19 protein-coding genes are annotated in these 15,496 nt (G+C 32.7%); 11 read left to right on the top strand and 8 right to left on the bottom strand.

The annotated features are described in order from the left end of the window. Positions 1-203 precede the first annotated feature (203 nt). The 3 genes from NKR20_RS07295 (at position 204) to NKR20_RS07285 (ending at position 3,438) form a co-directional block, all read left to right on the top strand. Complete coding sequence (locus NKR20_RS07295; protein WP_121215294.1) at positions 204-1,265, top strand: 2,3-butanediol dehydrogenase; 1,062 nt, start codon at positions 204-206, stop codon at positions 1,263-1,265. A 230-nt stretch (positions 1,266-1,495) separates the two neighbouring features. Then, positions 1,496-2,128, top strand: a complete 633-nt coding sequence (locus tag NKR20_RS07290; protein ID WP_121215293.1) for a LysE family transporter — start codon at positions 1,496-1,498, stop codon at positions 2,126-2,128. Between the two features lie 410 nt (positions 2,129-2,538). Continuing rightward, on the top strand, positions 2,539-3,438 hold the full coding sequence (locus NKR20_RS07285; RefSeq protein WP_121215292.1) for a cation diffusion facilitator family transporter: 900 nt from the start codon (positions 2,539-2,541) through the stop codon (positions 3,436-3,438). 74 nt (positions 3,439-3,512) lie between these two features. Here NKR20_RS07285 and NKR20_RS07280 read toward each other — a convergent pair whose 3' ends face one another. Next, the gene (locus NKR20_RS07280) at positions 3,513-4,217 is read right to left on the bottom strand and encodes a YetF domain-containing protein (protein ID WP_121215291.1); all 705 of its coding nucleotides are present in this window, start codon (positions 4,215-4,217) and stop codon (positions 3,513-3,515) included. A 100-nt stretch (positions 4,218-4,317) separates the two neighbouring features. Here NKR20_RS07280 and NKR20_RS07275 point away from each other — a divergent pair, with 100 nt between their 5' ends. After that, positions 4,318-4,653, top strand: a complete 336-nt coding sequence (locus NKR20_RS07275; RefSeq protein ID WP_121215290.1) for a DUF4363 family protein — start codon at positions 4,318-4,320, stop codon at positions 4,651-4,653. A gap of 339 nt (positions 4,654-4,992) precedes the next feature. On the opposite strand, the gene NKR20_RS07270 is transcribed toward NKR20_RS07275, so the two are convergent. The 3 genes from NKR20_RS07270 to NKR20_RS07260 form a co-directional block, all read right to left on the bottom strand. Then, the gene (locus NKR20_RS07270) at positions 4,993-5,415 is read right to left on the bottom strand and encodes a MarR family winged helix-turn-helix transcriptional regulator (RefSeq protein WP_121215289.1); all 423 of its coding nucleotides are present in this window, start codon (positions 5,413-5,415) and stop codon (positions 4,993-4,995) included. 107 nt (positions 5,416-5,522) lie between these two features. After that, positions 5,523-5,711: a hypothetical protein gene (locus NKR20_RS07265; protein ID WP_245987594.1), complete on the bottom strand. Its 189-nt coding sequence runs from the start codon at positions 5,709-5,711 to the stop codon at positions 5,523-5,525. A 27-nt stretch (positions 5,712-5,738) separates the two neighbouring features. Beyond that, positions 5,739-6,266 carry a MerR family transcriptional regulator gene (locus NKR20_RS07260; protein WP_253424871.1) on the bottom strand — a complete coding sequence of 176 codons (528 nt, stop codon included), beginning with the start codon at positions 6,264-6,266 and terminating at the stop codon, positions 5,739-5,741. A 630-nt stretch (positions 6,267-6,896) separates the two neighbouring features. Here NKR20_RS07260 and NKR20_RS07255 point away from each other — a divergent pair. Together NKR20_RS07255 and NKR20_RS07250 are read left to right on the top strand one after the other, a co-directional pair. After that, positions 6,897-7,256, top strand: a complete 360-nt coding sequence (locus NKR20_RS07255) for a P-II family nitrogen regulator (protein ID WP_253424868.1) — start codon at positions 6,897-6,899, stop codon at positions 7,254-7,256. Positions 7,257-7,259: 3 nt separating this feature from the next. Continuing rightward, positions 7,260-8,576 carry an ammonium transporter gene (locus NKR20_RS07250; RefSeq protein WP_253424865.1) on the top strand — a complete coding sequence of 439 codons (1,317 nt, stop codon included), beginning with the start codon at positions 7,260-7,262 and terminating at the stop codon, positions 8,574-8,576. A 229-nt stretch (positions 8,577-8,805) separates the two neighbouring features. On the opposite strand, the gene NKR20_RS07245 is transcribed toward NKR20_RS07250, so the two are convergent. Then, positions 8,806-9,195, bottom strand: coding sequence for a GNAT family N-acetyltransferase (locus NKR20_RS07245; protein WP_253428084.1), 390 nt, complete (start codon positions 9,193-9,195; stop codon positions 8,806-8,808). Between the two features lie 454 nt (positions 9,196-9,649). On the opposite strand from NKR20_RS07245, the gene NKR20_RS07240 reads away from it, so the two are divergent. The 3 genes from NKR20_RS07240 (at position 9,650) to NKR20_RS07230 (ending at position 11,644) form a co-directional block, all read left to right on the top strand. Continuing rightward, positions 9,650-10,168 (top strand): PadR family transcriptional regulator, encoded by a 519-nt coding sequence (locus NKR20_RS07240; protein ID WP_253424862.1) that lies wholly within the window; start codon positions 9,650-9,652, stop codon positions 10,166-10,168. Positions 10,169-10,430: 262 nt separating this feature from the next. Then, on the top strand, positions 10,431-10,751 hold the full coding sequence (locus NKR20_RS07235) for a heme oxygenase (protein ID WP_121215286.1): 321 nt from the start codon (positions 10,431-10,433) through the stop codon (positions 10,749-10,751). Between the two features lie 431 nt (positions 10,752-11,182). After that, on the top strand, positions 11,183-11,644 hold the full coding sequence (locus NKR20_RS07230; protein ID WP_253424859.1) for a GNAT family N-acetyltransferase: 462 nt from the start codon (positions 11,183-11,185) through the stop codon (positions 11,642-11,644). A 35-nt stretch (positions 11,645-11,679) separates the two neighbouring features. Here NKR20_RS07230 and istB read toward each other — a convergent pair whose 3' ends face one another. The 3 genes from istB to NKR20_RS07215 all read right to left on the bottom strand — a co-directional run bounded on the left by istB (position 11,680) and on the right by NKR20_RS07215 (position 14,513). Further along, positions 11,680-12,432, bottom strand: a complete 753-nt coding sequence (gene istB / locus NKR20_RS07225; protein ID WP_253428007.1) for an IS21-like element helper ATPase IstB — start codon at positions 12,430-12,432, stop codon at positions 11,680-11,682. Positions 12,433-12,440: 8 nt separating this feature from the next. Continuing rightward, positions 12,441-13,727, bottom strand: coding sequence for an IS21 family transposase (gene istA / locus NKR20_RS07220; RefSeq protein WP_253423462.1), 1,287 nt, complete (start codon positions 13,725-13,727; stop codon positions 12,441-12,443). 399 nt (positions 13,728-14,126) lie between these two features. Then, the gene (locus NKR20_RS07215; protein WP_253424857.1) at positions 14,127-14,513 is read right to left on the bottom strand and encodes an iron chaperone; all 387 of its coding nucleotides are present in this window, start codon (positions 14,511-14,513) and stop codon (positions 14,127-14,129) included. Between the two features lie 242 nt (positions 14,514-14,755). Between NKR20_RS07215 and NKR20_RS07210 the strand changes: the two genes are divergently transcribed. Both NKR20_RS07210 and sspO read left to right on the top strand, forming a co-directional pair. Then, a complete protein-coding gene (locus NKR20_RS07210; protein ID WP_253424855.1) occupies positions 14,756-15,211 on the top strand; it encodes a GNAT family N-acetyltransferase in 456 nt (151 codons plus the stop codon). Between the two features lie 110 nt (positions 15,212-15,321). Then, positions 15,322-15,477: a small acid-soluble spore protein O gene (gene sspO / locus NKR20_RS07205; RefSeq protein ID WP_245987591.1), complete on the top strand. Its 156-nt coding sequence runs from the start codon at positions 15,322-15,324 to the stop codon at positions 15,475-15,477. The last annotated feature ends 19 nt before the right edge of the window (positions 15,478-15,496 follow it).

Here is a 15,496-nt window from a genome sequence, read left to right as displayed (position 1 = left end):
AGAAAAAAATCACTTCCATAGTTTTTAGTCCCTTTCTCATTCAAAAAGTGCCCGTTAGCTATTCAGTCAATAATTTTTGTACATTATTTCATCATTTTATTGAGAAAGTTTTATAGTTTTACACAAAATAGTATCGATAAATTTGGTAAAATTATATTGCTATTACATATATAGTAAATACTTTGATTTGGGGTGTAATACTTATGAAAGCAGCACTTTGGTATAAAGCAAAAGATATTCGAGTAGAAAACATTGAAGAACCTCAAGTAACTTCAGGTCGTGTAAAAATTCAAGTTGCATATACAGGCATATGCGGTAGCGATCTTCATGAATACGTAGCGGGTCCAATCTTTATTCCTGTTGAAAAACCGCATGAAGTAAGTAAAGATGTGGCACCAATTGTAATGGGTCATGAATTTTCTGGAACAGTTGTTGAAGTAGGAGAAGGCGTAACGAGCGTAAAAGTTGGTGACCAAGTTGTCGTAGAACCAATTTTGGCTTGTGGGAAATGTCCAGCTTGTCAAAAAGGAAAATATAATATTTGTAAACACTTAGGATTCCACGGTTTATCTGGTGGAGGCGGTGGCTTCTCTGAATATACAGTAGTTGATGAACGCTGGGTACATAAAATGCCAGAAGGGTTAACATTAGAGCAAGGTGCTTTAGTAGAGCCAGCAGCAGTAGCATTACATTCAGTACGTATGAGTAAAATAAAAGCTGGAGATAAAGCCGTTGTATTCGGTGTTGGACCAATTGGTTTATTAGTAATTGAAGCATTAAAAGTTGCAGGTGCATCAGAAATTTATGCAGTAGAATTATCAAAAAAACGCGGAGAAAAAGCATTAGAGCTTGGAGCAACAGCTGTTATTAATCCAGCAGAAGTGGAAGATGTAGTAGCAGAAATTCAAGCACTGACAAACGGTGGTGCAGATGTAGCATTCGAAGTAACTGGTGTGCCAGTCGTATTGAAACAAGCGATTAATTCTACTACATTTGAAGGTGAAACAGTTATTGTATCCATTTGGGAAAATGAAGCATCATTCCAACCAAATAATATCGTACTATCTGAACGCTCTGTAAAAGGTATTATCGCATATCGTGATATTTTCCCAGCTGTTATGAATTTAATGAAACAAGGTTACTTCCCAGCTGAAAAATTAATCACAAAGCATATTCTTATCGATGATATCGTATCAGAAGGATTCGAAACATTAGTAAACGATAAAGAACAAATCAAAATCCTAGTTTCTCCAAATAATAAATAATAAGTTGATAGTAGTTGCAAATTGTAACTGTTGAGACTTGTAAGATATTAAAAGCAGACGGTTTAGAAGCTCTCGAATTGTGCTTCAAAATGGCCGTCTGTTTTTAACTTTAAAAAATCTTGTCCTATTCCTGTATTTATAGAAAAAAATTGAAAAATTATTTTTATTCAAGTACATTTATATTTATAAACGGACGTAAGAAAGGATGCTTTTTTGAAAGTAGTGTTGAAATGAGTTTATATTTTACGTATGTCATGATTGGACTTGCCATTGCAATGCCTGTTGGTGCAATAACAGTCGAGATGACAAAACAAGGTTTAAAAAATGGTTTTATCCACGGTTGGGCTGTTGGAATTGGTGGAATGACCATTGATTTGTTACTAATTATGGCATTATATTTAGGCTTAGCTAATTTTTTAGCTTTACCTTATATTCAAATGCCACTTTGGATTGTTGGGGCTGTATTTTTATTGATACTTGCTTATGACTCCATTAAAAATGCAGATAAGGATATAACATTAGCAGGCGAAAAAGTAACAAAATCATTTTTCTCAACCTATCGCAATGGAATATTAGTAGCTAGCTCTCCAGGAAATTTAGTGTTTTGGGTTTCTGTATTTGGAGCAGTTTTAGCTGATTCGTTTGCAGAAAATGGAGCAAATCAATTCATTATTGTCGCATTAGGTATTTTAACAGGTATATTAATGCATGATATTGGATTATTAACAATCGTTTCATTAACAAGAAAAGTTATGAATCGTAATATGATCAAGTGGACTTCAATCATTGCAGGAATATTGTTATTTGGATTTGCCTGTTATTTTATATATGAATTCATTATTGATTTAAAAAATTTTATATAACGTTTTTAACAGGTTCTAAATATTAAATTTTAGGACCTTTTCATTTTATAAGCCATCATTATCTCTATTGAGCTCCTTTTATTCTCTTTTCCACTTAACTCGAAAAGATTTAACTTCTCGAATGGTTCTGGTGTTTCAAAATATTTAGTAACATGATTACAATTCAAGTAATGTGATTGGATTAGGTTAAAGATTGTAAACAGAAATAAAAAACAAACTCAATATTTAAAACTATTGAAAACATAATTTAATAGGACTATAATTTATGAGCGCTAATTTTTAGGAGTGATAGAATATGATGCCGTTTTCTAGTTTAACTAAATTATATATTTTCACTTAAAATCCTTTGACGATTAAAGTCAAAGGATTTTGTTGTTTTAGGGAAAGATTTTTAGTGGAGGTACAAATTAATGAATCAACACACACATTCAAACACTTCCATGATGGCTGGCTGGATTAGTTTAATCAGCAACATAGTGTTAACATTTCTAAAAATAATAGTTGGTGCAATTTTTAACAGTCCCGTACTTCTAGCAGATGGTTATCATAATGCTGGTGATGTAATCGCAAGTGGTGCTACATTAGCATCGATGCGTATTTCTAAGCGTCCTGCTGATGAAGATCATCCTTATGGACACGGGAAGGCGGAAGTTCTAAGCTCTGCGATTGTTGGAATTATTTTAGTTTTAGCCGCTTGTTATATTGCTTATGAATCTATCAAAGTATTCTTTGAGGAGCCTGAAAAAGCAGGGGTAATTGCTTTCGTAACAGCTATTATTTCTCTAGTTTGGAAATTCATTTTATACATATACACGATGAACATAGGGAAAAAAACAAATAGTAAAGGTTTAATTGCTACAGCAAAAGATCATCTTGCAGATGTGTATGCTTCATTAGCTGCTGTAATTGGTATTGGCCTTACATTAGTTGGAGAAGCTACTCAAAATAACATCCTATTGTTTGGGGATCCAATTGCTGGATTGATTGTAACTATCTTAGTATTTAAATTGGCATACGGAATGCTCGTAGAAGCTGGTGCATCACTTATGGAAAAAAGCGTAGGTCAAGAGTTGTTAGATGATTTTCACAATCTCATTTTAACTGTACCAGATGTAAAACGGATTGACCGACTACGCGCAAGAGAAAATGGTCATTATATACTGGTAGATCTTCGTGTGAGTGTACCAGCAAATTTTACGATTCAAGAAGGTCATGATATTATACGTAAAATTAAAAAGACAATTATGGAACATCATGATGATGTGGCAGAAGTGTTAATCCATTTAAATCCTTGGTACGAAAATGATTAATAATCTTAAATATCCACCGAACTAGTATAAAAACCCGTAAATATTACATAAAGTAAGTTTTTACGGGTTTTTAATTAACTTTCATCTTTTTGTATCTTATCTTTATAAAGGTCTACATAAAGAGACCCGTTTGAATCAACTTGAGCTATAAAGATATCATCTATTGATTGTGCACCTTGTTTTTTTATTTTTTTTTGAAGCCATTCCTCAGTATATCCTAAAGTAGATAAATTTTTATATAAAATATGTCCATCGACAATTAATAAAGTTGGGGCGTGTTCTAATTTTACCTTCATGCCCAATAAACTTGGTGTAATTGGTTCCACATCTGTTCTTTTCATAATACTTAGTTCCCCATTTGTTTCTAAGATAGCCATCTCAACATCTTCAATTTTAAATACCCCTTTTTCTCTTAAAAGCATCATTAATTCATCAATAGCAAGTTGATTTTTTTTCATACTTTCTTCTAAAACTTTGCCCTCTTTGATGACGATAGAAGGTCTTCCATCTGTTATTTGTAGGAACTTTCTAGATTTCATGCCAAAAAATCCGAGGATAATCGGAAAAATCCCCCAGATAGCTAAAGAGACCACCCCATTTGAAATTTGAATGTTTTTATCAACAGACATCGATGCAGCAATTGATCCGATAGTAATCCCGACGACATAATCAAAAAATGTAAGTTGTGAAAGTTGTTTTTTCCCCATAATCCTAGTCAAAAATAGCAATAAGATAAATGCGATAATCGATCGTATTAAAATTAATGAATAATCTGGCACTAAAAAAATTCCTCCAATTTTTATTTAAGACTGATTATGTTTTTACTATTATTAGGAAAACCTAGTTATTATATTCAAATTAGGAAGGATTACTTAACTTATGAAAAATTGGATTTTACTTTCATCGTTATTAATTTTGATATCTGGTTGCTCAAATATTAATGGAGAAAATGAATTTTATGAACAGGTGAACTCGATTGAGAACGCTTTAAAGGATCCAGATTGGAAACAACTAAATTTACTCGGTGCTAAATTAGAGCAACTATATCGTCATAACCTCTGGAAAATCCAGTTAATGGGGGATGAAGATGAATATGAAAGTTTACAAGAAAGCATTAATCAATTAATTGCCGCAATTGAAGAACAAGATATGACCGAATTAAAATTAGAAATTGCATCCATAAAAACATACCTCGAGGACATCTATTCTCTTTAAAAATAAATTTTCGTTTCATTATTCACCCTTCAAACATAAGTATTTTAATTTTGTATGGTTTACATTTCTGTTAATAGATGTTGTGCTTTTGATGTTTAAATTAAGACAGGCGCTATCCCAAAAAAACGGACGCATTCCTTATGAAAGAAATGCGTCCTATTTTACAGATAAAATTTAGCACTATCCCTATCGCAATTAAAAAGTTTAAGATACTCCCTTTTTAACTTGTCGACTTTGTTTTACCAAGATTACTGAGGCTACGATGACACCTGTAAGTAAACAATTATATATGTCTTTAAATTACACCTATCACTATGATTGACACTCGTTCTCTTTGACTCATTGGTTATCCTCCATTTTTTTTAATAATACATTCACTTTATGAAGAGCATATTTTAAGTCTATTTTCTCTTCATCGCTTAATTTCGTTAAATTTTCATTAAACATTTGATAAACCTTAATCCATTTTCGTTCTTCAATTCCCTTACCCTTTGGTGTCAGTGATATCAAAACCGCGCGTCTATCTTTTGGATCGGGCTCCTTAACCACATAACCACCATCTTCTAAATCACTAATGATATTGGTTAGTTGTTGCTTAATAATACCAAATCCAACGCTTATTTCTTTAAGATTTAAGGCTCTCTTTTGCATATACATATACTCAATTACGTGATTCTGTAAATGTGATAGTTCTACAGAGTCCTTATTCAAATCACTAAAACTTCCGAACAAATTCGGTATCAAGGCTATATACTGAAACATAAATCAATGTTTAATTCGTATTTTAGTAAAAAATGATTTACTAAATACCTAAACTTTCACAGAGCATTAATAAAGGCGCTTTTCCAATACAAAAAAGCGCCCTTTAATTATTGATTTGACAAGTAGTTAGATGCTACTTTATTTAGATAATAACTGTAACCAACTTGCTGTTGTTCAAGCATATTTCTGTGATAGTCGTCTGTAATGAAAAACTCTGTTTGATTTAGGAAATCTTGTGGTGTTGAAGGATGTCCTTTACTTTCAAGGAATGATAAATGTTCTTTTACACGATCCAATACTTGCGGGGCATTTACTGACAGACCTTATTGTAAGAAATGAACCATATCCTCATTAAATGACTGTGCTTCCATTGCAGTGTCGTTCATTAATTCTACATCAATCGCCTTACTGGACAGGTCAAAATCGTATTCACTCTTCAAATGTTCTGTATGGTCCTTTAAAGCTTCTTTCCATTCCTCTTCTGTATTAAAACCTTTAAACATTTTCTCCATATCTAAATCTCCCCCTTCTTTTACACTTTCAATAGAACATTCAATTGTCTCAATGAGGCCCTTCAAACGATTGACTTTTTTCTCTAATAAATACTTTTGTTGTATCAGCCTATTCTCCCGATTAATTTCCCCATCTAATAATTCTTTAATTTCCTTAAGAGGAAAATCCATTTCTTTGTAAAAAAGAATATGCTGTAAACGTACTAAATCTTTTTTTCCGTATAAACGATAGCCAGCTTCTGTAGTTTGTTCTGGTATTAAAAGGCCAATTTTGTGATAATGGTGTAACGTCTTCACAGTTGTATGTGCTAGTTTAGCAACTTCATGAACGGTGTACATTGTTACCTCCTTTCTGTGGTCTTTATACTAAAGTATCCTCTAAGGTAAGAGTCAACACTTTAATTAAATTTTTGATATAGAAAAAGCACAATTCTAATTGAATTGCGCTAGTAGCAGTTATATAGTTGTTGCGATACCTCATTCCACAGTTCCTTATATCTTAATTCAAAATCTTCATCAAATGTAATTCTGTTAAATAAACAGGGAAATTTTATTTCTCCCTCATCTTTATTCTAATTTAGAAAAATATTTGTAGGTAAATCAAAAAGTTCAGTGTATAAGTTGTATCAGTCTTCATCAAAAATGAATTATCCAATTTCCCTCCCCCTTTTAATATCCATTATTTAATACAACTTTAGAGAATTTTTCATAAAAAGGCAACAAACGATAATTTTTACAGCGATTCACTTATTCTTTCTTAAGGGTCATTTATTTTCATTTATATAACAATAAAATTGAAATAATACTCTAGATATAACTTCCTCCATTATTAATAAAGCCACTATTATCAGTACTCTCTGGTCCTAAATGTTTTATTACGATAGGTATAATCTAATATCGAGATTGGATATATGAAAAAAATATACTATATTAGTACAATATAAAATTCAAAATTTTCAGGTGATAAAAATGAAAAAAATTGAAGCGATCATAAGACCCGAAAAGCTGACTGATACCCTAAAAGGATTAAAGAGTATCGGGATTACGGGGTTCACCGTATCCCAGGCAGTTGGAAGAGGGAAACAAAAAGAAACACAAGGGGTTTATCGGGGGAAAAATTATAAAGTAACCCTTCGCCCAAAAATTAAATTAGAGATTGTCCTTTCCGACTATATGGTCAAGCAAACAATAGAGACAATTGTTGCTTCTGCACAAACAGGAGAAGATGGGGATGGAAAAATTTACGTATATCCCATTCTTGAAGCCTATAACATTAAGACAGGAGAAGCAGACCTAAGTATAGATGATTTAGTGAATCCGGAGGGATAGAATATGGAATTAATCTTTTTAAATACAGTATGGATTGTGTTAGCAGCGGCAATGGTTTTATTTATGGAGGGTGGATTTAGTTTACTAGAATCTGGTTTGGTTCGAACTAAAAATGCGGTCAATGTTACGATGAAGATTTTTGTAGATTTAACAGTTGGCATCTTAGCTTTTTGGCTCATTGGTTTTGGCATTATGTTTGGGGAAGATGCCTTTGGAATGATTGGGACAAGTTTATTTGGCAGTCCAGAAAAGATTTCTTTATCCATTGAATTACCTAGTGCAGCTTTTGTTCTATTTCAAATGGGATTTGCAGTTGCTAGTATTTCAATTGTTTCCGGTGCAGTAGCTGAACGTATGAATTTTAAAGCCTATATTCTAACAGTAGCCCTGATTTGTATTATTATCTATCCTCTTTCAGGTCATTGGATTTGGAGTAGTGAAGGTTGGTTATCCAAACTGGGCATGAAGGATTTTGCTGGATCTGCTGCAATTCACGCACTTGGTGGATTCATTGCTTTTGCAATAGCCAAAATATTAGGACCAAGAAAAGGAAGATTTAATTCAGATGGTAGTACGAATGTATTTGCGCCAAGTAATATTCCGTTAGCTTCTTCTGGTGCTTTTATTCTTTGGTTCGGATGGTTTGCCTTTAATGCTGGAAGCACACTAGATGCATCCAATACTTCCCTTGCATCAATTGCCCTTAATACACTTCTTGCCGGAGCAAGTGGTGGTACTGCTGCTCTTTTCATGACATTGAAAAAGTTTGGAAAAGCAGACCCAAGTATGACGATTAACGGTGTATTAGCCGGCTTAGTGGCTATAACTGCTGGATGTGCATTTGTTTCTCAATGGAGTGCCATCATTATTGGTGTTACTAGTGGTGTCATTGTGATTTATGCTACTTTATTAGTAGATAATCTAAAAGTAGATGACCCTGTTGGAGCTGTAGCTGTACATGGTTTTAATGGGGTATTTGGTACAATTGCAGTTGGATTGTTCGATTCATCTCAAGGTCTTTTTACAACTGGTGATTTTTCTCTCATAAAAGTACAATTATTGGGTTCAATTGTCGTAGTTGTGTGGGGACTTATCGGCGGAATCTTCATTGCAAAGGTATGTCAAGTAACAGTCGGTTTACGAGCAAGTGAACAAGAAGAGGAAGAAGGATTAGATATGTCCTACCACGGTATCCCTGCCTACAATGAAATAGAACGTTTCACTGATTTACCTACAAATTTATATGATTTTGAAGAAACAACAGGCATTATCATTGCCCCAGCAAAAAATAAAAAGTCAGTAAATAAAACTCCTGTTTGATCAAATAATATCACCTATAGAATAAATACAGTTGTTTACTTAAGCTTGTATGTAATATAAATCAATAAATAAAAGTGCCGGCCTGCTATAGGAGTGGCACTTTTATTATTACTAAATTTTTCCTCAATTAAGAAATGAACGATTTTTGAAAATCATTTTTTCTACTATAGCCCCTTGTAAGTAACCCCCGAAAAGTGGCTATATTTTAGAAAAAGCACTATCTATTTTATTATTTTTTGGATATCCATTCATATAGAATGTCAGGTAAATTTTCTTCATTTTCATGTCCTCTAGAAATGATTTTAAATCCGTTCTTTTCGTAAAATCGTCGTGCGTTTTCATTTACTTCAAATGTATATAATGTTAATCTCCCACTTGATTGCTCTTTTGCCTTATCAAGTAATATTTGACCTATACCAAATCCTTGATAATCAATATGAATATAGAGTTGGCTTATCTCCCTTTTATTATAGGCGATCATTCCAACTACATTCTCATCAATTAACACTACATCTATTTGATACTGCTTTGATAATATATTATTTAAAAAATATATATGATTTTCAATGCTATGATGTTCTTTTTGACCAATAGCCCGTTCCTTACTTTCTCGCCACATTTCCACTGTCTGTTCCGCGTATGTCGGATTATACTGAGTTATAATAAATTTGAGAGGGTTTACTACAATACCTCCTTAAGAGTTTTTAACTAATGCCACCTGGAGGGTATTATTTGTTGTTCCCCACCTTATAATAGTTCTTCAAGCTTTATAATTTAACCTTTATTCAGGAACATGCCCCCATTGTAAAAAAGGAATAGTACCTCTGTGTAATCGTTGTTGAAGATAAAAAATTTTATTTAATGTTTCCGACATCTAGATCATACTAAAGAACTGCGTGTACAAACGTAGAATAAATTTAAACAAACCAGGACTGCTGTTATTTTCTGGATAATAAAAGATTTCCTTTATTTATAACCCTATTAACCAGCAATCACTAGATTCGCACTCAATTGACTGCAAGTAAAATTTACGAGAGAATATATAAGGATTGATGAAAGAAAGGAGGATTTCAGTGGAACATCGCTCACTAATTCTGCTTGGTTTATTAATGGGACAAAGTCAACACGGATATCAAATTAATGAATTTATCGAAAGAAACTTAAGTACAGTTACAAATATGAAAAAACCAACTGCTTATGCTACTCTAGATAAACTAAATCAAAAAGGTTTTATTGACATACAGTTAGAGCAAGAAGGTAATAGACCCACTCGTAAAGTGTACTCTATAAATGAAAGTGGCCGAAACTATTTTTATAAATTGCTATTGGATAATCTGTCTTCTGCTGAAAGTGTTAATTACCAAGGAGATATTGGGTTAATGTTTATTGACTTTCTTCCTATGGAAAAAGCAATACCAGCCTTGAAAGAACGATTAAAGAAAAACGAAAAACTGATAGAGCTATTTAAACAAACTCCTACACACGGCAACCGAACTGGTGTTAATCTTGCAGTTGAACATAAAATTACTATGTTAGAAGCAGAGGTTGCATTTCTTGAAAAAACCATTAAACGTCTTCTCCATTTGGATTAATTTAATACTCAATATATCAACGGAGCCATAAATGGTTCCTTTTTTATTTGAGTCACAATAAAAAAAATCATATTTTGATCATATAGTCACGTTTGACTAATCACAAAAATACTATTATTATTTACATTGACGAACGAAACGAGATAATAGATTGAACAGAAATAGGAAGACTAAAACTGACATTGCTTTCAGTCTTGTAAAGTTGAAGTTCGTCCATACTAAAGGATAAATATTTGCTTTGAAAATTAAGGAGGAATAATAAATGATTATTGTAACTAATAAAATTAAAACGAAACTAGGTTTTGCAGAAAAAATGGCTCCAATGTTCACAAGACCAGGGGATTTACAAAAAATGGATGGATTTGTAAAAGTTGAAGTTTTAATTACTAAAAATCTTACAGAATATGATGAGCTTAATGTAAATATGTATTGGAACACAATTGAAGACTTTACTAATTGGAAAAATAGCGATGCTTTCAAAGACGCTCATAGAGGACCAGGTAACTCTGAACAAGAATCTCCAATCTTAGGAAGTGAAATTATTATTTCAGAGGTTGCTTCGACTTTAGAGGGAAATGCTTAATTACTTACCAGGGGTGTCCAAAAAGGAAAAACTTTTTGGACACCCTTATTCTTTATTGAAAATTTTCCCTTACGAATTATTGCTTCTGCGGTAGTCGAAATAAACATCCACTCTCCTCTTCGCCATTTTATCTATGACGAAATCGTAAGCGTCAGTCACAAAGGTTACGACTTAAAAGGACTTTTCAGACTACCCTTGTTTGCGAACTAGTATAAATCAAGGAATTTTAAATCTATTTTATCTTTACGAATAGTACGGATCACCTTTCATAATACTATAAATATTTTGCAACCCAATGTGACCCTAGAATGCAAAATAAGTCTAAATCCTTCACGAATGGCACCCAATTGTTGATTAACCCTCAAATTATACAACCCTCACCTTCCAATACGGTAACGGAAAGTATAGTAAGAATGATAAGGAGTATACAGATGAGAGATAACAAAATAATCATAGAAACAGAGAGATTAATTCTTAGGGAATTATCAGAACACGATTTTGAAGCTTTGTATGCCATTTTAGGAGATCCTGAAGTGATGCAGTACTATCCCAATGCATTTGATGAAGAAAAAGTAAGAACATGGATTAATAATAACATTGAAAGATATCAAATATTCTCGTTTGGATTATGGGCGGTTGTTTTAAAGGAAACAGGTGAGTTAATTGGAGATTGTGGACTTACAATGCAGGTGATTGATGGGAAAATCAAACCAGAAATAGGCTATCATATACGAAAAAATATGCAGAAAAAGGGATATGTAAGTGAAGCCTCAAAAGCTGTTAGAGACTGGGCTTTTACATATACCCCGTTTAATATACTTTATTCATATATGAAGTTCACAAATGTTGGTTCATATCGCACAGCTATTTCGACATATAAATGTCAACGTTAATATGTACATTTTTGCTCATTTAAGGATGTACAAAATTACTCGTCTATTGGTTCGAGATGTTGTTTTAGACGATATGAATTACCTGTAATTGTTACTACACTTGCGTGATGTAAAATTCGGTCTAAAATTGCATTTGCTAATTTTGGTTCTGGGAAAATTTCTTCCCAAGATTTAAAGTTCACATTGGTTGTAAATATGGTGCTTTTCTTTTCATAACGTGCATCGATGAGCTGGAAAAATAGCTTCGCATCCTCTGAATCAATCGGTAAATAGCCAATTTCATCAACGATCAATAATTTATACTTCGTATAATGCTTTAAACGACTTTCCAAACGATTTTCGAGATATGCTCTTTTTAGATTTTGAATTAAATCATGACACTTAATAAAATAGGTGCTTGTACGTTTCTTCGCAGCCATGATTCCAATCGCTATGGCTAGATGGGTTTTACCCACACCACTTGGGCCTAGAAATACAATATTCTCATTTTCTTGAATAAAACGTAAGCTTTGAAAATCGAGTATTTGTTGCTGATTTATGCTTGGTTGAAAAGAGAAGTCAAAGTCTTTCATTTCTTTTAAATGAGGAAATGCTGCGACCTTTACCATCGCATGAATCATATTCTGTTCACGTACATCTACTTCGTAATTTGTTAATTTTATAAGTGTATCTATAAATGAAAGCTCATTCTTAATACCGAAGTCGATGGTTTCACTTAAATGGAGACCCATTTGCTTTAATTTTAAATACTCCAAGTTTTGTTGAAGCTGTTGATAATTTGAGTTCATATTAGGATTCATTTATAGATTTCTCCAATCGCTGCTAAATTTCGTTTCGCTAGATCATTAATATCTGGATAGTTCGGTAGTGCTTTTAATATTGTTTCAAGATAATGGGCTTCCTGGTAATTAAGTTTTGCATCACTTATTTTGTGGTGTGCGATCAGTTCCATGTTATAATAAATCCATAAATGCTCATCATATACTTGTAAACTTACTTTCTTTCCTTGGTACCCTGGTGGGACAGAGTACTGATTGGATTTGTAAGTAATCATGTTCGATGCATTGACCTTTACAGGTGTATGCTTGATTTTATAGGAATCTCTTACTCGTTCAGTTGGTAGCTGGAGTAAGTGATTCTTTTCTTTTTGGAATTCAAGTAACGGAATTTTATTTGTTCCTTGATGAAGTTCACTGTTAATTCGATTACATAAACGTTCAATATAGTCATATAATTCTTCCATATTAAACTTACCTTGATATGCATGAATCTCATCAAGTAATTTCATTGTTGTTTCGACTTTCCCCTTTGTTCTAGGACGACCTGCGATACATGGTCTGACTTTAAAACCAAAATCCTTCGCAAATTGGGCAAACTTCGCATTTACTTTTCCTTTTGAAAATTCGGTACGTGCTTCATCCATGACTGTCTTCATATTGTCTGTAACTAGCTCTTCAGGGACGCCACCCATTTTTTCAAACGTTTCCGTTAGGAAAGAAAATAGTACGGATTGTGATTTAGAAATACTCATATAAAAGAATCGCATGCGTGAATGGCTCAATACTAAAACGGCTATATTTATTTCTACTTGTTCGCCATCTTTTGTTTCATACATAATGCTTTCTTTCCAGTCTAATTGTGCTTGTTGCCCAGCACGCGTTTCAAATCGAATCCCACTGTTTCCCATACTTGAGATACGTTCATCTTTCTCGAAATACGCTTGGAATTCTGGTGTAGTCGCAATATAATTTCGAAACGTTGATTGCCCACATTCTAAGCCGTGATTATCTTTTAAATACTGCCAAAGATTACGCCGATAATAAAACACCTGCTTTGAATCCTCAGATAATAAACTTGCGATTACTGGATAAAACTTATCGATTTTAGATGGTTTATTTCGTTTCTTTTTGGGAACAAAACCATTTAAATATTTGTCGATTGTACGACGATCTACTCCTAAGTCCCTTGCTAATTTACTTTTATTTATTTTCATTTTTAACTGCTCCATTATTTTTTTGAATCCTGCTAAGTCTGCAAGACTATTTATTTCAAATTTTGTTTCTACGTTTAGTTGGATATACACTCCTAATCACCTCTAGATTAGTATGTATACCCCGAGCATTTATGTACATAGTTATTAAAGCGATAATGTACATATTTAAATTAGCATTTATAGACAGGAATGAAACTAATAGACGAATTTCCTGACGTAGTAAATGAATTCACTAAAGTTTATGCGATAACAAGAGAAGAATGGATGGATTTAAAAAAGTAAAAATTCTTTAAAGAACCACCTATAAAACAACAAAAAGGGACGAATGTTGTTAAATCAACATTTGTGCCTTTTCGCTTGAAGCATAAATTATATGAAAAACTTAAATAACATATTTAATATAATTGATAAAATTATTCAACAAATATTGCACGATAGCTAAATGGCTTTGTACAGTTCATTAAATTAGCAAACTTAGCTACTTCTAATTTAATTATTTTTTCTTTTTATTTTCTCTTCCGCTTTACGTTGGTTTTCAGCAACTCTAAATTTTACTATTTGACTAATTAATTCATATGGGATGGGTTTTCCGATTGGGAATTGAACTGCACCTTTAGAAGTTTTATATTCTGATAACTCCTGCTGAAAAGAACTTATTCCGCTTGAAGATGGATAGAAGCCTATATGGTTTTTATATGCAGCAAAATGTACCAAATTGCCATTCAATGCAAAAGTAGGCATTCCATAACTTATCTTTTCCTCGGCATTTGGTGCTGAATCCTTTATTACCTTTCTTATTGTATTTAATATTTCTTGAATCTCTTGAGGATAGAGTAAAATATATTCATCAATTGATTTGGGAATGGTTTTGTCCATAATATACCTCCTCTTAAATTTAAGTAACTAAAGGCTTCTGAATTAGAATAAGCAAATCTATTCTCACTACCCCATTTAAAATACTTTACATCTTTTTTTCTTACAGAATCAACATAATGTTTTCGTAATTTCTATGCATTTCAAAACACCCTAAGTTCTCTCTTTTTGCCTGAATGAATAACCATAATATTGATTCCTTATTTTTCCTCTTAAATTATAATTAAATTAAGAGGAGGATGGTTATGGATATAAAAATAGATGACTTAACAGATATTCGCACAATAAAACTTATTAAGACCCATTTAGCAGGTATGATGGAAAACTCTCCTGTTGAAAGTATACACGCTTTAAATGTTGAAGGACTCAAACAAGATAATATTACTTTTTATAGTGCGTGGGAAGATAACGACATTATGGGATGTGGAGCACTAAAAGAATTAACGGCAAAGCATGGGGAAGTAAAATCTATGCGAACAGCGGAGAAACATTTAAGAAAAGGTGTTGCTAGTGCGATATTACAACACATTATTAACGAGGCTAAAAAACGTGGTTACACAAAATTAAGTCTAGAAACCGGTTCAATGGATGCATTCAAACCTGCACACCGTCTATACGAAAGTTTTGGCTTCAGATACTGTAAGCCCTTTGACCAATATTGGGATGATCCGAACAGTTTATTTATGGAAATTGATTTATAACTAATCTTTATTTTGTACAGTTAAACAATTTTAAGTAGTGACAATAACAATTAACAAAAATGCATACTCAGGACAACACGTAGCAAACTAACTACATGGAGGTGTTGAAAGTGAGTAACAACCGGAAAAGCAATGTAAGTGATACTATTAGTGATAAGCAGGCAGTAAGAAAGAATTTATCAAGAGAGTTCGATCATGAATTTGCAAATGAACCATTAACAGCGACAGAAAGAGCTAATAATAAGAAAACGAAGAAGCGACAGTAAGGAAAAAAATTTATGCAAC

The organism is Ureibacillus endophyticus (assembly GCF_024159215.1).
GTDB classification, from domain to species: Bacteria; Bacillota; Bacilli; order Bacillales_A; family Planococcaceae; genus Ureibacillus; species Ureibacillus endophyticus.
Note: the sequence above shows the minus strand (reverse complement) of the source record. Positions and strands in the feature narration are given on the sequence as shown.